General features: G+C 71.8%; 14 protein-coding genes and 1 other RNA gene. 2 read left to right on the top strand and 13 right to left on the bottom strand.

Going from position 1 to position 16,893, the window contains the following annotated elements; all coding sequences use genetic code 11:
- Positions 1 to 306 precede the first annotated feature (306 nt).
- The 3 genes from BX285_RS10255 to BX285_RS10245 all read right to left on the bottom strand — a co-directional run bounded on the left by BX285_RS10255 (position 307) and on the right by BX285_RS10245 (position 3,059).
- On the bottom strand, positions 307 to 2,043 hold the full coding sequence (locus BX285_RS10255; RefSeq protein WP_121174959.1) for a beta-N-acetylhexosaminidase: 1,737 nt from the start codon (positions 2,041 to 2,043) through the stop codon (positions 307 to 309).
- Between the two features lie 88 nt (positions 2,044 to 2,131).
- Positions 2,132 to 2,410, bottom strand: a complete 279-nt coding sequence (locus BX285_RS10250) for a DUF3039 domain-containing protein (protein WP_097237699.1) — start codon at positions 2,408 to 2,410, stop codon at positions 2,132 to 2,134.
- Positions 2,411 to 2,474: 64 nt separating this feature from the next.
- A complete protein-coding gene (locus tag BX285_RS10245) occupies positions 2,475 to 3,059 on the bottom strand; it encodes a YqgE/AlgH family protein (RefSeq protein WP_097237698.1) in 585 nt (194 codons plus the stop codon).
- Between the two features lie 304 nt (positions 3,060 to 3,363).
- Here BX285_RS10245 and murA point away from each other — a divergent pair, with 304 nt between their 5' ends.
- Positions 3,364 to 4,704: a UDP-N-acetylglucosamine 1-carboxyvinyltransferase gene (gene murA / locus BX285_RS10240; RefSeq protein WP_097237697.1), complete on the top strand. Its 1,341-nt coding sequence runs from the start codon at positions 3,364 to 3,366 to the stop codon at positions 4,702 to 4,704.
- 75 nt (positions 4,705 to 4,779) lie between these two features.
- Here murA and BX285_RS10235 read toward each other — a convergent pair whose 3' ends face one another.
- The 8 genes from BX285_RS10235 to ftsE form a co-directional block, all read right to left on the bottom strand.
- Complete coding sequence (locus BX285_RS10235; RefSeq protein WP_030059737.1) at positions 4,780 to 5,061, bottom strand: HU family DNA-binding protein; 282 nt, start codon at positions 5,059 to 5,061, stop codon at positions 4,780 to 4,782.
- A gap of 508 nt (positions 5,062 to 5,569) precedes the next feature.
- Positions 5,570 to 7,042, bottom strand: coding sequence for an NAD-dependent malic enzyme (locus BX285_RS10230; RefSeq protein ID WP_121174958.1), 1,473 nt, complete (start codon positions 7,040 to 7,042; stop codon positions 5,570 to 5,572).
- 357 nt (positions 7,043 to 7,399) lie between these two features.
- Positions 7,400 to 9,703, bottom strand: a complete 2,304-nt coding sequence (locus tag BX285_RS10225; protein ID WP_121174957.1) for a UvrD-helicase domain-containing protein — start codon at positions 9,701 to 9,703, stop codon at positions 7,400 to 7,402.
- A 153-nt stretch (positions 9,704 to 9,856) separates the two neighbouring features.
- Positions 9,857 to 10,237, bottom strand: a transfer-messenger RNA (tmRNA) gene (gene ssrA, locus BX285_RS10220).
- An 86-nt stretch (positions 10,238 to 10,323) separates the two neighbouring features.
- Positions 10,324 to 10,800, bottom strand: coding sequence for an SsrA-binding protein SmpB (gene smpB / locus BX285_RS10215; protein ID WP_097237694.1), 477 nt, complete (start codon positions 10,798 to 10,800; stop codon positions 10,324 to 10,326).
- Between the two features lie 44 nt (positions 10,801 to 10,844).
- Positions 10,845 to 11,984, bottom strand: coding sequence for a S41 family peptidase (locus BX285_RS10210; RefSeq protein WP_097237693.1), 1,140 nt, complete (start codon positions 11,982 to 11,984; stop codon positions 10,845 to 10,847).
- Positions 11,985 to 12,096: 112 nt separating this feature from the next.
- Positions 12,097 to 13,008 carry a permease-like cell division protein FtsX gene (gene ftsX / locus BX285_RS10205; RefSeq protein ID WP_097237692.1) on the bottom strand — a complete coding sequence of 304 codons (912 nt, stop codon included), beginning with the start codon at positions 13,006 to 13,008 and terminating at the stop codon, positions 12,097 to 12,099.
- A gap of 91 nt (positions 13,009 to 13,099) precedes the next feature.
- Positions 13,100 to 13,789, bottom strand: coding sequence for a cell division ATP-binding protein FtsE (gene ftsE, locus BX285_RS10200; RefSeq protein WP_030059730.1), 690 nt, complete (start codon positions 13,787 to 13,789; stop codon positions 13,100 to 13,102).
- A 349-nt stretch (positions 13,790 to 14,138) separates the two neighbouring features.
- On the opposite strand from ftsE, the gene BX285_RS10195 reads away from it, so the two are divergent.
- On the top strand, positions 14,139 to 14,333 hold the full coding sequence (locus tag BX285_RS10195) for a hypothetical protein (protein ID WP_097237691.1): 195 nt from the start codon (positions 14,139 to 14,141) through the stop codon (positions 14,331 to 14,333).
- A 66-nt stretch (positions 14,334 to 14,399) separates the two neighbouring features.
- On the opposite strand, the gene prfB is transcribed toward BX285_RS10195, so the two are convergent.
- Positions 14,400 to 15,512: a peptide chain release factor 2 gene (gene prfB / locus BX285_RS10190; RefSeq protein ID WP_097237690.1), complete on the bottom strand. Its 1,113-nt coding sequence runs from the start codon at positions 15,510 to 15,512 to the stop codon at positions 14,400 to 14,402.
- A gap of 57 nt (positions 15,513 to 15,569) precedes the next feature.
- Entirely contained in the window at positions 15,570 to 16,823 is a 1,254-nt protein-coding gene (locus BX285_RS10185) for a serine/threonine-protein kinase (protein ID WP_121174956.1), read from the bottom strand.
- Positions 16,824 to 16,893: the final 70 nt, after the last annotated feature.

Here is a 16,893-nt window from a genome sequence, read left to right as displayed (position 1 = left end):
GGGTCCCACCGTGCTCCACTTGCTCATCGATCGCCTGCCGCCCGCCGGCCCACGGCCGTGTCGTCCCGCGTCAGCAGCCCGGCCTGGCCCGTAGGGTACGGGCGATCGGGCCGGGTTGGGCAACTCTGGCACACAATGCTCGATGATCATTTCGGGGCCCGTGAACGGGACTGCCCGATTGGGACGGATACCGGGCGGTATCTGCCCCGACCCGGTCCGGGCCAGGGCAGATGTTCATCTGTTCTTGACGTCGGACGACCGCCCGGAAGTTCCCGGACACCCTCAGCGGGAACCACACGCGGAGAGCTACCGCACCGGCGGCGGCCCCTCGATCGGGCGGCCGGCCACGCCGGGCCACCGCTGCCAGGGCAGCGGCCCGTCGGCCGGGCGGTACTCGACGCCGAGCGCGTCCAGCACCCGCAGGTGGGCCGTCAGCCGCCGCTCGAAACCGGCGAAGTCGCGCTCGGCCGGCTCGGCGGGCAGCTCGGACCAGGCGACCTCGGCGAAGGCGACCAGCCGCGGGAACGCCCGGTAGTCGATGTCCCGGGCGCTGTCCATGAACTCGCTCCACAGGTTGGCCTGGGTGCCGATCACGTGCCGTGCGGCGGCCTCGTCCAGCTGCGCGGGCACCGGCTCGAAGCGGTAGACGTCCTCCAGCGTGCGCACGAAGCCGACCGGGATCGGCTCGTCCGGCCCGTCCGCCTGCCGGTGGTCGAAGTAGACGTGCTGCTCGGGGCACATCACCACGTCGTGCCCGGCCTTCGCCGCGGCGATCCCGCCCCCGAAGCCGCGCCAGGACGACACCGCGGCACGTGACCGCCCCCACGACTCCGGGCGCTCGGTACCCGACGCCGACGCTCCTCCCTCCGGCGCTCCCTCCTCCGTCGGTTGCTTGTCGCCCGTCGCTTTCGGCGTCGGCGCGCCCTTTGGCGTGGTGGCAATGGCCAGTCCGCCCTCCAGGATCTCGTCCCAGCCGATCAGCCGGCGGCCGTGCTCGGCCAGCCAGCGGTCGAAGTGCCGGATGACGTGGCTCTGCAGCTCGTCCTCGTTGGCCAGGCCCAGCTCGCGGATCCGGGCCTGGGCGGCGGCGCTGTCCTTCCACTGCTCCTTGGGGCACTCGTCGCCGCCGAGGTGGATGAACTCGGACGGGAAGAGCTCCAGGACCTCCTCCAGCACGCCCTCGAAGAAGCGCAGGGTCTCCTCGGAGGCGTTGAGCACGTGGTGGCTCACCCCCCAGTCCGTCCAGACGCCGAGCCCGGCGGTGTCCACCACGTCGGTGTTGCCCAGCTCGGGGTAGGCGGCGACGGCGGCCTGGGTGTGGCCGGGCAGGTCGATCTCCGGGACGACGGTGACCCCGCGCCCGGCCGCGTACGCGACGATCTCGCGCAGGTCGTCCTGGGTGTAGTAGCCGCCGTGCGGACGGTCGTCCCGGCGCTGCCCGCTCCGGTAGCCGACCATCGAGCGCTCCCGCCAGGCGCCGCGCCCGGTCAGCCTCGGGTAGCGCTTGATCTCGATCCGCCAGCCCTGGTCGTCGGTCAGGTGCAGGTGCAGCACGTTGAGCTTGTGCGCGGCCAGCAGGTCGACGAAGCGCAGCACGTCCGTCTTGGGCAGGAAGTGCCGGGCGACGTCGAGCAGCGCGCCGCGCCAGCCGAACCGGGGGGCGTCCTCGATGTCGGCGCCGGGCAGCACCCAGCCCTCGCGGCGCAGCGGCGCGCGGCGGTGGGCGTCCGGCCCGAGCAGCTGCCGCAGGGTTTGCGCCCCCCACAGCGCGCCGGCCGGGCCGCCCGCGGCGAGCAGGGCGTGGCCGGGGCGCACCGTGAGCCGGTACGCCTCGGCGGCGAGCGCGTCGTCCTGGACCAGTTCGATGCCCGCGCCCGGCCGGCCCGGGCCGAGCGGCAGCCCGGTGGCGGCGGACAGCGTGGCGCGCAGCCAGCTCTCGGCGTCGGCCAGCCCGGCGGCGGCGGTCAGCGTGGTGGCGGCGTCGAGCGGGAAGTCCTCGTCCGGGCGGCGGACGGCACTCGAAGGTGCGGGAATGAGATCCATTCCGACATCCTGCCCACGCCCGGAACGATTGGCATAGACCACTGCGGAAACGCGGTGCTATGCAAAACGAGGCCGCACGGCCGGCGGACTACTTCTTGTCGTCGTCGCCGCCCTGCGGCTTGCCGATGCCGTCGTAGATCTCCTTGCACATCGGGCAGACCGGGTACTTCTTCGGGTCGCGCCCGGGCACCCACACCTTGCCGCAGAGCGCCACCACGGGAGACCCGGAGAGCGCGCTCTCCATGATCTTGTCCTTCTGGACGTAGTGCGCGAAGCGCTCGTGGTCGCCGTCCCCGTGGGACACCTGCGGGACGGGCTCGACCAGGGTGCCGGTGCCGAGGCCGCGCTCGGGCTCAAGAGTGCTCATGAGTGCCAAGTCTATGGGCGCCCCGGGAAACCGGGCCAGTGTCGCGCGTGGCGGGGCCCGCGGCTCAGTTCATCGTCGGGTCGTCGGGGTACGTCGCCAGCAGGGCGACCGGCCCGCGCTGGCGGCGCAGCACCGCGCGCCACAGCCGCTCCGGCTCCGGGCTGGAGACGTCCCCGGGCTCGCAGTCCACCAGGTACCAGGCACCGCTCTCCAGCTCCGCCTCCAGCTGGCCCGGCGACCACCCGGCGTACCCGGCGAAGATCCGCAGGCTGCCCAGCTCCCCGGCCAGCACCTCGGGCGGCGCCTCCAGGTCCACCAGGCCGATCGCCCCGTGCACCCGCCGCCAGCCCAACGGCTCGCCGCCGCCGGGCTCCCCGGGCGCCACCGCGAGGCCGAGCGCCGAGTCCAGCGCCACCGGCCCGCCCTGGAAGACCACGGCGGGCTGCCCGACGAGTCTCCCCCAGCCGTCCAGCACACTGCCCACCTCGACCGGCGTCGGCCGGTTGAGGACCACACCGAGCGCCCCCTCGGCGTCGTGGTCGAGGAGGAGCACCACCGCCCGCGCGAAGTTCGGATCGGTGAGCAGGGGCGTCGCGACGAGCAGACGGCCGGTGTGGGACCGGCCTCCGTGCGAATGGGCCGCCGTCATGCCTCACATGATCCCGCAGAACGGCACCGCGGGGACACCGCAACGCCCGAAACCACGCCACGCCGACGAACACCCGTACGGCCGTACCGGAGGGCGGCCGCGCCGCCGGAGAGAGCACCATCACGGGAGAGGCACACGGGAACCATCGGCACGCCTACTACCATCTACGTCTGGTGGACGCCCTTACACGGTGCCGACTCGGTTTCGCCGGGGGCCCGAACGCGCCCGTACGACCGGTCCACCACCGGCTCTCTCCCGGAGCCCCCCTTTCCTCACTCCTCTGGCACCCCGGATTGCGAGAACGATGACCGACGACGTCCTGCTGGTCCACGGCGGAAACCCGCTCGAAGGCGAGATCCGCGTCCGCGGTGCGAAGAACCTGGTTCCCAAGGCCATGGTCGCCGCCCTGCTCGGCCAGGGCCCCAGCAGACTGCGCAACGTCCCGGACATCCGCGACGTCAAGGTGGTCCGCGGCCTGCTGCAGCTGCACGGTGTGACGGTGCGCACCGGCGACGAGGACGGCGAGCTGATCCTCGACCCCTCGCACGTCGAGAGTGCCAACGTCGCCGACATCGACGCGCACGCCGGCTCCTCGCGGATCCCGATCCTGTTCTGCGGCCCGCTGCTGCACCGCCTCGGCCACGCCTTCATCCCGGGCCTGGGCGGCTGCGACATCGGCGGCCGCCCGGTCGATTTCCACTTCGAGGTGCTGCGCCAGTTCGGCGCCACCATCGAGAAGCACCCGCAGGGCACCTACCTGGTCGCCCAGCAGCGCCTGCGCGGCACCAAGATCGAGCTGCCCTACCCCTCGGTCGGCGCGACCGAGCAGGTGCTGCTCACCGCGGTGCTCGCCGAGGGCGTCACCGAGCTGCGCAACGCAGCCATCGAGCCGGAGATCGTCGACCTGATCTGCGTCCTGCAGAAGATGGGCGCGATCATCACGCTCGGCACCGACCGGACCATCCTGATCACCGGTGTGGACGAGCTCGGCGGCTACACCCACCGCGCGCTGCCGGACCGGCTGGAGTCCGCCTCCTGGGCCTGCGCGGCGCTGGCCACCAAGGGCGACATCTACGTCCGAGGCGCCCGCCAGCTGGAGATGATGACCTTCCTCAACACCTTCCGGAAGGTCGGCGGCGCCTTCGAGGTGGACGACGAGGGCATCCGCTTCTGGCACCCCGGCGGCGAGCTCAAGGCGATCGCCCTGGAGACCGACGTGCACCCGGGCTTCCAGACCGACTGGCAGCAGCCGCTGGTGGTCGCGCTGACCCAGGCCACCGGCCTGTCCATCGTCCACGAGACGGTGTACGAGTCGCGCCTGGGCTTCACCGGCGCGCTGAACCAGATGGGCGCGCACATCCAGCTCTACCGCGAGTGCCTGGGCGCCACCCCGTGCCGCTTCGGCGCCCGCAACTTCCTGCACTCCGCGGTCGTCTCCGGCCCGTCCAAGCTGATCGGCGCCGAGCTGGTCATCCCGGACCTGCGCGGCGGCTTCTCGTACCTGATCGCGGCGCTGGCGGCCGAGGGCACCTCGACCGTGCACGGCATCGACCTGATCAACCGCGGCTACGAGAACTTCATGGAGAAGCTGCGCGACCTGGGCGCGCACGTCGAGCTGCCCAGCGAGCAGCTGGTCGACGCCTGACCGGTCGGCACCTGACACGGCGAGAGGCCGGGCTCCCCGCGGGGAGCCCGGCCTCTCGGGCGTTCAAGGGGTGACTCAGGCGCCCTTGGCGGCTTCCTTCAGCTTGGAGCCGGCGCTCACCTTGGCGCTGTAGCCGGCCGCGATCTGGATCGGCTCGCCGGTCTGCGGGTTGCGCGCGGTGCGGGCAGCGCGGTGGGTGCGCTCGAAGGTCAGGAAACCGGGGATGGTGACCTTCTCGTCGCCCTTGGCGACGACCTCGCCGACGATCTCGGCGAAGGCGGCCAGAACGGCGTCGGCGTCCTTGCGGGTCACCTCGGCGCGCTCGGACAGCGCGGCCACCAGCTCACTGCGGTTCATGTGTACTCCTGTGGTCTGTTCGCTTGCGGTGTGCGGGGGCCCATCGGTTCTCCCACCGGGGGGCACCCGGATGGGCCGCAGGTCCGCACACTGTGCTCATGCAGGCAATGCGTGGTCGCAGGCCGGGTCCGTACCCGATGCCGCGCGCCGGAGCCTTCGAAGGCCCGCCCGCCCGCCTGGATACGAATCCTGCCCCGACCGGCCCCGAGAAAGCCAATCGGGCCCCGGCCGGGCCACCCGAACATCGCCCGCCCGTTGGAGGTGTGACGCTCCGTCGGCTCCGGCGGACCGGGAGCGGGCAGCGGTCGGGACGACTCGCCGGAAGACCAGGGGGACGTTCCGTACTTGTCGGACACGCCTGCCCCGTGCAGGGCTACCGTACGCCCTAGGACTGACAAGCCCAAACACGCCCCTCGCCCTTGTGTCGCAAGGGTTCGGGGCGGGCTGGGCGGGTATGACCGCTATTCGCACATTTGAGCGACGGAGGACACGTCCACCGGTCGGGTCGTCAGAGCTTGACGACGGGGAAGGCGGAGGTGTCCAGGGTGCCGACGATGCCCGGGGTCGGACGGGCCGGCGCGGGGGCCTCCTGGGCGCCGGCCAGGGCCGCCTCGCGCACGGCGGCGGCGACGGTCTTGGCGACGTCCTTGTGGAAGACGCTCGGGATGATGTAGTTCGCGTTCAGCTCGTCGTCGGCGACGGTGGTGGCCAGCGCACGGGCGGCGGCGATCATCATCTCGGTGTTGACCGTGCGGCTCTGGGCGTCCAGCAGGCCGCGGAAGACGCCCGGGAAGACCAGCACGTTGTTGATCTGGTTCGGGAAGTCGCTGCGGCCGGTGGCGACCACGGCGGCGGTCTGCCGGGCGATCGCCGGGTCGACCTCCGGGTCCGGGTTGGCCAGCGCGAAGATGATCGCGTCCTCGGCCATGGTGGCCAGGTCGTCGCCGTCCAGGACGTTCGGGGCCGAGACGCCGATGAAGACGTCCGCGCCCGCCACGGCCTCCTTGAGGCTGCCGGTGCGCTCCGAGCGGTTGGTGTGCTCGGCGATCCAGCGCAGGCTCTCGTTGAGGTCCGCACGGCCGCGGTGGACCACGCCGTGGACGTCCGCCACGGTGGCGTGCTCGACGCCGGCCGCCATCAGCAGCTTGAGGATCGCGGTGCCGGCCGCGCCGGCGCCCGACATCACCACCCGGATCTCGCCGATCTCCTTGCCGACCACCTTCAGCGCGTTGGTGAGGGCGGCCAGCACCACGATCGCGGTGCCGTGCTGGTCGTCGTGGAAGACCGGGATGTCCAGGGCCTCGCGCAGCCGGGCCTCGATCTCGAAGCAGCGCGGCGCGGAGATGTCCTCCAGGTTGATCCCCGCGAAGCCCGGGGCGATCGCCTTGACGATGGCGACGATCTCGTCGGTGTCCTGGGTGTCCAGGCAGATCGGCCAGGCGTCGATCCCGGCGAAGCGCTTGAAGAGGGCCGCCTTGCCCTCCATGACCGGCAGCGCGGCCTCCGGGCCGATGTTGCCCAGCCCCAGCACCGCCGAGCCGTCGGTGACCACGGCGACGCTGTTGCGCTTGATGGTCAGGCGGCGGGCGTCCTCGGGGTTCTCCGCGATCGCCATGCAGACCCGGGCGACACCGGGGGTGTAGATCATGCTGAGGTCGTCACGGTTGCGGATCGGCAGCTTGGACGACATCTCGATCTTGCCACCGAGGTGCATCAGGAAGGTGCGGTCCGAGACCTTGCCGATCGCCACCCCGTCGATCGCGCGCAGCTTCTCGACGATCTCCTCGCCGTGCGCGACCGAGGAGGCCGCCACCGTGACGTCGATCCGCAGCGCCTCCAGACCGGAGGCGGTGACGTCGAGACCGGTCACCGATCCGCCGGAGGACTCCACGGCCGTGGTGATCGCGCTGACGGCGTTGCCCCGGGCCGGGACCTCCAGCCGTACCGTGATCGAGTTGGAGACACTGGGCACCGTCGCCATCGACGCTTCCTTCTTCCGTCTGTCCCGCAGGCTCAACATTTTGTTGAAGGCATCGCCTGCGCATGCTAGACCTCGATCGTCGCACCTTCCAAGGGATAGCCAGAAATAACGTTCATAGAGTGTGCGGATCCGACAATCCCGGCCGACCCGACCGGGCTCCCGTCGCCCACTCCTTGCCTCTCCGGGCCGATGCGTTACATTGGACAGGCACCGGCTCGATCCAAGCCCCCGGGCCCAACCTTCGTCCCTTCGAGGGACCACTTGCCGCGAGGCGAGCATGGCGGGTCGGTGTACTAAACGTCTGAAGGCCCCTCACCAAGCGGTGGGGGGCCTTCTTCCGTCGGTCCGTAGGGTCCGTCAGCCGTGCAGCAACGCGGGCACGCCGGCCGAGTCCGGCAGGTCGTCCGGGCCGGACAGCACCGTCAGCCGCTGGGTCGCCCGGGTCAGCGCGACGTACAGCACCCGCAGCCCGGCCTCCGACTCGCCGGCGATGCCGGTCGGGTCGGCCACCACGGTGGCGTCGTACTCCAGACCCTTGGCCTCCAGGCTGCCCAGCACCACCACGCGCTCGCCCAGGCCCTCGGCCCAGCCGGCCGCCTCGGCCCGGCGGTCCATCGGCACCACGATCGCCACGGTGCCGTCCACCTCGCCCAGCAGCCGCTCCAGCTCGGCCCGGGCGGCCGCACCGAAGGCCTCCGGCGAGGGGTCGGTGACGGCTGCGAAGCGCGGCTCCACGCCGACGTGGCGCACCGCGCTCGGCGAGGGCGTGCCCGGGGCGGCCAGCGCCAGCACCTTGGCCGCGACCTCGGCGATCTCGGCCGGGTTGCGGTAGTTCACGGTCAGCGTGAACCGGCGGCGCGGCTTGCCGGACAGCACCTCGTCCAGCGCGGACTGGGCCTCCTGCGGGAACGGCCAGGAGGACTGCGCCGGGTCGCCGACGATCGTCCAGGTGGCCATCCGGGCCCGGCGGCCGATCATCCGCCACTGCATCGGGGTGAGGTCCTGCGCCTCGTCCACGATCACGTGGGCGTACTCCTTGCGCTCCACCGGCTGGCGTTCGCGCTGGCGGGCGCTGCGGTCGGCGAAGGTGGTGACCTCCTCCAGGCCGGTCAGCAGGTCCATCGCATCCACCTCGCGGACCTTCGGGCGGGCCGCCTCGCCGAGCAGCACCTGCAGCTCGTCCACCAGCGCCACGTCGTGCGCGGACAGTGCGCCCTCACCCTCCGGGGACAGGTGGCGCCAGGAGGCGGCCAGCAGCCGCGCCTCGTCCGGGGTGACGGCCCGGCGGGCGATCCGGTTGATGTGGCGGTGCTGCTTGAGCGTGCCGAGCACCCGGCGCGGGGTCAGGGCCGGCCACCAGGCGTCCAGGAAGTTCAGGAACGAGGCCTCGTCCGAGACGTACTCGTCGAAGGACTCCTTCTCCTCCTGGCGCTGCTCGCGGGCGTAGTGGTCGGTGGGCTTCGGCAGGTTCCTGACGACCTCGTGCCACAGCGCGTCCAGCAGCAGCCTGCGGGCGCGCGGGCGCAGCAGGTTCAGCGGGGTGCCGCCGGAGCCCACCACGTTGCCGCGCACGGCCTTCAGCCGGCCCGCGTCGAGCTTCAGCACCTCGCCGCGGGCGACCACCTTCAGCTCCTGCGGCGCGCCCAGCTCCAGCGCCGCCCGGGCGGCCCGGCGCAGCAGCTGCGTCATCCGGGCCGAGCCCTTGACCCGGGCCGCCTCGGGGGTGTCGTAGGTGCCCGCCTCGATGCCGTCCACCAGCGAGCCGACGGCCCGGATGGCGACCTGGCCCTCCTCGCCGAGCGCCGGCAGCACGCCCTCGGTGTAGGAGACCAGCAGCGGGGTCGGGGAGACCACCAGGATGCCCCCGGCGTAGCGGCGGCGGTCCTGGTAGAGCAGGTAGGCGGCGCGGTGCAGGGCGACGGCGGTCTTGCCGGTGCCCGGGCCGCCGGTGACCAGGGTGGCGCCCGCGGCGGCGGCGCGGATCACCTCGTCCTGCTCCTTCTGGATCGAGGAGACGATGTCGCGCATCGAGTGGCTGCGGGCGCGGCCCAGCGAGGCCATCAGCGCGCCGTCGCCGACCACGGCCAGTTCCTCGCCGTCCAGGGTCGGGGTGAGGTCGGGGCGCAGCAGGTCGTCCTCGACGCCGATCACCTTGCGGCCCTTGGAGCGGATCACCCGGCGGCGGATGACCCGGCCGGGCTCGACCGGGGTGGCGCGGTAGAACGGTGCGGCGGCGGGCGCGCGCCAGTCGATCACCAGCGGGCCGTACTCGGCGTCCAGCACGCCCAGGCGGCCGATGTGGAGGGTCTCGGCGACGGCCGGGTCGGCCGGGTCGAGCGGGGTGTTCGAGGGGATGCCGTGCTCCTCCGGGGCGTCCGCCCGCTGGAGGTCGATCCGGCCGAAGAGGAAGTCCTCGAACTCGTTGTTGAGGCGCTGGAGGTGCGCGCCGGCCCGGTAGACCTGGGCGTCACGCTCTGCGAGGGCGCCGGGGGTGCCGACGTGGACCCGCTTGGCGGCGTCCTCCAGGATGTACTCGGCCTCGGCGAGCTTCTCCTCCAGCCGGTGGTAGACGGTGTCGAGGTGCTGCTGCTCACCGGCGATCTCGCGCTCGCGGACGGTCTCGTGGTCGGTGGCGGGGGTGGTGTCCGTGTTGCTCTGCATGGCCTCGGTGGTTGCGACGGAATCCGGCTCCGGAAAACGAGCGGACGGATGATCCTACGCCGCGACCCCCGGACGGCGCTGCACCGGAACGTACAAAATCCGAAGGCCGCCCCCCGCGCGGAGCGGAGGACGGCCTTCGGTGTGAACATGGGGTGGTGGAGATGCCGGGAATCGAACCCGGGTCCAGTGGAGTTAATTCAGGGCTTCTCCGAGCGCAGTCCGCTGTGCTTTTCTCGGCCCTGGCGGTCACACGGACAAGCCGCCAACAGGCCCAGCTGCTGTTTGATTTCCCATCCACCCCGCAGCCCGGGCGGACGGTTGAGTTCCCTAGATTATGCCAGGGTCCGGGTCGGGAACCCCCCGGTCTGACACCCAAGCGCTATCGGTGCTTATTAGGCAGCGAGAGCGAACTGCTGGGAATCGCGCTTAGAGTTGGCGATTATTTTTTTGCGACACGTGGTTTACGAGATCATTGCCGCGTTCCTCGGCTCGCTTCCCCTGTTTCAACATCCCCTGTCGAAACCGATCATCCCCATGTTTTGTTGAGAAACAGCTCGGACGGTGACCGTCCGTGTTGCTTGCGCCATAGTACGCGAGGCGACGGGCGAGGGTCCAGCGGATTAACCCTGGCGCCGTCGGGCCGCCGCCACGGCACGTGCCGTCTCGCGGGTGTCCTGCTTCTCGCGCAGGGTCTGGCGCTTGTCGTACAGCTTCTTGCCGACCGCGAGCGCCAGCTCCAGCTTCACCCGGCCGTCCTTGAAGTACAGCGAGAGCGGGATCAGGGTGTGGCCCGCGTCGCGGACCTTGGTCTCGATCTTGCGGATCTCCAGCTTGTGCAGCAGCAGCTTGCGCTTGCGCCGGGCCGCGTGGTTGGTCCACGTCCCCTGGGTGTACTCGGGGATGAAGACGTTGTCGATCCACGCCTCGTGGTTCTGGATGTACGCGTAGCCGTCGACCAGGTTGGCCCGCCCCTCGCGCAGCGACTTGACCTCGGTGCCGGTGAGGACGAGGCCGCACTCGTAGGTGTCGAGGATCGTGTACTCGTGTCGCGCCTTCTTGTTCTGCGCGATCAGCTTCTGTCCGGTTTCCTTTGCCATAGCCCGGACATTCTCGCACTTCCGGGCCCTCGGGGGCAGCTCCTTTAGGCGCGGGTGCCGAGCCCGGCCAGCACCCGCAGGGCGAGCGCGTCGGCGTCCTCGCCGGTGGCCGCCGGGACGTCGGGGGCCAGGCCGGTGCCCTCCGGGGAGCGGCCGGCCGGGGTGTAGTAGCGGCCGACGGTCATCTCCAGCACGGCGCCGTCGGCGAGCCGGCTGGGCTGCTGGACGGTGCCCTTGCCGAAGGTCCTGGTGCCCACCACGACGGCGCGGCTGCGGTCCTGCAGGGCGCCGGCGAGGAGTTCGGCGGCGCTCATCGTGCCGCCGTCCACCAGCACCACCAGCGGGGTGCGCTGGTCGCCGCCGCGCGGGGCCGTCAACTCCCTGGTCCCGCCGCGCTCCTGGTACGAGCCGACCGGGCCGCCGTCCAGGAAGATCCCGGCGGTGCCGGCCGCCTCGTCGACCAACCCCCCGGAGTTGCCGCGCAGATCGAGCACCACGCCGGTGTGCGGTGCGCGCAGCGCGGCGCGCACCCGATCGGCCACGCCGCTGGTGAAGGCCCGTACGGTGACCCGCAGCACGCCCCGGTCCAGGCGCTCCGCGACCACCTGTTGGCTGTCCAGTAAGGCCCGCCGCAGCCGCAGTTCGCGCACCTCGCCCTCGCCGCGCCGGACCTCCAGGGTCACTTCGGAGCCGGCCCTGCGCTCGTCGCCCTGGCCGCGCAGCCGGGCGACCACCTCGGTGACCGGCAGGTGGTCGGCCTGGTCCTGGCCGACCCGCAGCAGCCGGTCCCCGGCGGCGATCCCGGCCGCGGCGGCCGGGCCGTCGGGCGCGACCTGGGAGACCTCGGTGGCGCCGTCCTGGCCGCGGCCGACCGAGAGGCCGACGCCGAGGTAGCGGCCGTCCAGGCCCTGGCTGAACTCGGCGTACTCCTGGGCGCTGTAGTACGCGCCCCAGCGGTCGCCGGTGGCGCCCAGCAGGTGCTCGGCCTGCTGCTCGGACAGCGCGGTGCCGGCCGGGTCCGCCGGGAGCGCGCCGCCCGCCGCCCGGGCGGCGTCGACGGAGGGGCGCGGCGGAGTGCCGCCCGGGTCGCCCCAGGCGCCGGTGGCCGCGCCGGCCAGCAGCACGGCGCCGAACACCAGGCTGAGGGCGGCCACCTGACGTGCCCTGCGCGGAGTTTGCAGCATGGCACCGGAGTGTAGACACCGCCCCGCGCGCGACGGGCCGGAACGGCGGAGCGCGAAACGCCGGCGGCCCCGGACGGCGCAGTGCCGTCCGGGGCCGCCGGGTCGTCCGGGGTCAGACCTTGAGGTACTTGCGCAGCGTGAAGAACGCCGCGATGCCGGCCATGCCCATGCCCACCACGACCAGCAGCGGTATCACCGCGAGCACCGAGCCGAGGCCGATGAAGTGGATGAACTGCACCCGGTCGGCCAGCCAGTTCTGGACGAAGAAGTGCCCGGCGACCAGCAGTCCGGAGGCCATCGCCGCGCCGAGCAGCGCGGCGAACGCGGCCTCGGCGATGAACGGCATCTGGACGTAGAAGTTCGAGGCACCGACCAGGCGCATGATGCCGGTCTCGCGCCGCCTGCTGAAGGCCGACACCCGGACGGTGTTGACGATCAGCAGCAGCGCGACGAAGAGCATCAGCACCATGATCACGAACGCCGCCGTCTGCAGGCCGTTGAGCAGGCCGAACAGGTTCTCCAGGATCTTCCGCTGGTCCTCGACCGACTTCACGCCGGGCTTCCCGGCGAAGGCGCTCTGGATCACGTCGTACTTGGTCGGGTCGTTGAGCTTGACCCGCCAGGACTGCGGCATGGCGTCCGGGCCCAGGACGGAGATGAGCGGGTTGTCCGGGTTCATCTCCTTCCAGTGCTTGTACGCCTCGGGGGAGCTCTCGTAGGTGGACGACTGGACCACCGAGGTCATCTTGTCCAGCTGGTCCTTGATGTCCTGGACCTGCTGGTCGGTGGCCGCACCCTTGTCGCACTGGGGCGAGTTGCGGGCGTCCGCCTTGGTGCAGAAGTAGATGCTCACCTCGACCTTGTCGTACCAGTACCCCTTCATGGAGTTCACCTGGTCGCGGACCAGGAGCGAGGAACCGGCGAGAGCGAGGGAGAGCGCGACACTGACGACGACCGCGATCGTCATCGTCAGGTTGCGTCGGAGACCCACACCGATCTCCGACAGGACGAACTGGGCACGCATGCGGGAAACAACTCCAGGGTCGGTACTGCTCGGTCGGGCGGTTCGGGCCGGCGGCCCCACGGGTCAGCGCTGGTCGGTCAGCGCTGGGCGGTCAGTGCTGGTACCCGTAGACGCCGCGGGCCTGGTCGCGGACGAGCAGCCCCTTGTCGAGCTCGATGACGCGCTTGCGCATCTGGTCGACGATGGCCTGGTCGTGGGTGGCCATCAGCACCGTGGTGCCGGTGCGGTTGATGCGGTCGAGCAGCTTCATGATGCCGACCGAGTTCTGCGGGTCGAGGTTGCCGGTGGGCTCGTCCGCAATCAGCAGCATCGGCCGGTTCACGAACGCCCGGGCGATCGCCACGCGCTGCTGCTCACCACCGGAGAGCTCGCCCGGCATGCGGTCCTCCTTGCCGCCGAGGCCGACCAGCTCCAGCACCTCGGGCACCACCTTGTTGATGGCGCTCTTGGGCTTGCCGATCACCTCCAGGGCGAAGGCGACGTTCTGCGCGACCGTCTTGTTGGGCAGCAGGCGGAAGTCCTGGAACACGGTGCCCAGCTGGCGGCGCATGTGCGGCACCTTCCAGTTGGACAGCTTGCCGAGGTCCTTGCCCAGCACGTGCACCGCGCCCGTGCTGGGGCGCTCCTCGCGCAGGCACAGGCGCAGGAAGGTGGACTTCCCCGAGCCGGACGAGCCGACCAGGAAGACGAACTCACCCTTCTCGATCTCCAGCGAGACGTTGTCCAGGGCGGGACGGTTCTGCTTGGGATAGGTCTTGGAGACGTTGTCGAATCTGATCACGGCTGCATCACGGAGGCCATCCTAGGCGGCGCCAGTCCTCGGTCGATCCGCCCCGGAGGCCCGGTCCTGGGGCGGGCGAAAGGAGCGCAGAGGGCCGCTCCCGGTCTGGGACCATACGCGAATCGAGAACCGGCCCGCAGGGGCCGCCCAGGACAGCACGCGAAACCTGGGAGATAATGTCCGGTTATGCCCGGAATATTGCGAGGCATCTCACAGCCCGGGAGCCGGAACCGCCGGAACCTGGCAGAGTGGAGGAAGCGACCGTGTCCGGCCGCTCCCCCGTACAGGGCAAGAACGGGAACCAAAGCCCCGTCCGGCGCGTTGGCTGTAGCAGCGAGGAGGAGATCGCATGACCTGCGACCATCTGGTGTGCGCCAACTGCAACGGCCGCGTCAGCGACGGGCGTTGCCCGGTGTGCCGCGCCAACCGGGCCCGGCTGCAGGAGCAGCAGGGGCCGTTCGCCGCGCTCTCCCCCGCGCTGCTGCTGGCCCTGCTGGCCGGGCTGCTCGCGGTGGCGCTGATCGCGCGGCAGGCGCTGGCCTGACGACCAGGAGACGTACGAGAAGGCCCCCGACCGCTGCGGTCGGGGGCCTTCCTCGTGTTTCGGTGCCTACTCGGCGCTGGTCTCGCGCTGCTTGCGCCAGCGGATGCCGGCCTCGATGAAGCCGTCGATGTCGCCGTCCAGCACGGCCTGCGGGTTGCCCGCCTCGTACGCCGTGCGCACGTCCTTGACCATCTGGTACGGGTGCAGGACGTAGGAGCGCATCTGGTTGCCCCAGGAGCTGCCGCTGTCCTTGAGCGCGTCCATCGCCGCCTTCTCCTCCTGACGGCGCCGCTCCAGCAGCTTGGCCTGGAGGACGTTCATCGCGGACGCCTTGTTCTGGATCTGCGAGCGCTCGTTCTGGCAGGAGACCACGATGCCGGTCGGCAGGTGCGTGATGCGCACCGCCGAGTCGGTGGTGTTGACGCCCTGGCCGCCGGGGCCGGAGGCGCGGTAGACGTCCACGCGCAGGTCGCCCTCGTCGATGTCGACGTGGTCGGACTGCTCGACGACCGGAAGGACCTCGACACCGGCGAAGGAGGTCTGCCGGCGGCCCTGGTTGTCGAACGGCGAGATGCGGACCAGGCGGTGGGTGCCCTGCTCGACGGAGAGGGTTCCGTAGGCGTACGGCGCCTTCACGGTGAAGGTCGCGGACTTGATGCCGGCCTCTTCGGCGTACGAGGTGTCGTACACCTCGGTGGGGTACCCGTGCCGCTCGGCCCAGCGCAGGTACATGCGCATCAGCTGCTCGGCGAAGTCGGCGGCGTCCACGCCACCGGCCTCGGCACGGATGTTGATCAGCGCCTCGCGGGCGTCGTACTCGCCGGACAGGAGGGTGCGGACCTCCAGCTCCTCGACCGCCTTCTGGAGCGAGACGAGCTCGGCCTCGGCCTCGGCGCGGGTGTCCGCGTCGTCCTCGGCCTCGGCCAGCTCGAACAGCACGCCCAGGTCGTCGATGCGGCTGCGAAGGCCCTCGACGCGGCGCAGTTCGCCCTGGAGGAAGGAGAGCCGGCTGGTCACCTTCTGCGCGTTCGCGACGTCGTCCCACAGGTTGGGGGCGGCTGCCTCCTCCTCCAGGACCGCGATGTCGGCCCGGATCTTGTCCAGGTCGAGGACGGCCTCGATCGACCCCATGGTCGTATCGAGGTTCTTGAGCTCTTCGGAAGGATCGACGGCTGCCACGCCCCCAGGGTAATGGTTCCGGGGGTGGTCATGACGACACCCCCGGTCCGCCCGGCGCTACGGAGCCCGCGGGGCGGTGCTGTGGACGGCCGGACGGTTCGGGTGGCCGTGGTCCGGGGTGGTCGCCGCGAAGGCCGTCCAGGCCGCCGCTGCGCCCGCCAGCAGCAGGACGGTGGCCAGCAGGACGGCCAGCATCCGGCGGCGGCGCAGCAGCGCCTGGCGGTCCCGGCGGTGGCCCGGGGCGGTGCGCTGGGCGCGGGACTCCGCGGCGTACGCGGCCAGCTCCTCGGCGGACGGGCGGCGCAGGCTGGTGTGGGTGTCCCGGGTGGAATCCGGGGCGGCGCCGGGTACCAGCGGGACGGCCGGGCCGCGGCGGCGCTTGTGGGTGCCCGGGCCGGCGTCGATCTCGGCGTAGACGGCCTCGCCGGGGGTCAGCTGCTCCTCGGCCGGGGCGCGGCCCTGGGTGGGCACGGCCAGCACCGGCAGGCCCGCCAGCGAGGGCAGCTGCTCGCGCAGCCGGGCGGCCAGCTCGGCGGCGCGCAGCCGGGAGGCGGGGGCCTTTGCCAGGCACTCGGAGATGATCCGCCACAGCCCGTCGGGCAGGCCGGGGATCGGCGGCACCTGCTCGGTCACGTGCCGGCGCAGCACCGCGCCGGTGTGGCCGCCGCCGAACGGGGTGGAGCCGGCCAGCAGCTCGTACAGGACGGTGGCGAGGGCGTAGATGTCGACGGCGGCGCGCGGCTCCAGGCCCTCGATGATCTCGGGGGCGAGGTAGTCGGGGGTGCCGATGATCCGGGTGGCGCGGGTCCGGCGCGGGGCGTCGACCAGGCGGGCCACGCCGAAGTCGGTGAGCTTGGCGCGCGGGGCGCCGCCGGGGCCGGGGGCGGCGGCGAGGTCGAGCAGGACGTTCTCCGGCTTGACGTCGCGGTGGACGATCCCGGCCGCGTGCGCGGCGGCCAGGCCGTCGGCGACGTCGGCGATGATCGAGGCGGCGGTCTGCGGCGGCAGCGCGCCGTCCCGTTCCAGCCGGGAGCGCAGGTCGGTGCCCTGGACGAGTTCCATCACCAGGGCGAGGTCGCTGCCGTCCACGACCATGTCGCGCACGCCGACCACCCGGGGGTGGTCGAGGCTGGTCAGCGCGGTGCGTTCCTGGACGAAGCGGCCGACCAGCACCTGGTCGGCGGCGAGGTCCTCGCGCAGCAGCTTGACCGCCACCGGGCCGTCGGGCCCCTCACCGAGCCAGACCGTCCCGGCCGAACCCCGGCCGATCACCTGGTGGACGGTGTACCGGCTGCCGATCTTGCGTGCCAATGCTGCTCCGTGGGCGGCGCGGGAGCGCTCCGGGGGTCCGGGGCGCTCGGTGGGGCGGGACAACAGCGAC

This window comes from Streptomyces sp. 1114.5 (assembly GCF_003635085.1).
Lineage (GTDB): Bacteria > Actinomycetota > Actinomycetes > Streptomycetales > Streptomycetaceae > Kitasatospora.
Note: the sequence above shows the minus strand (reverse complement) of the source record. Positions and strands in the feature narration are given on the sequence as shown.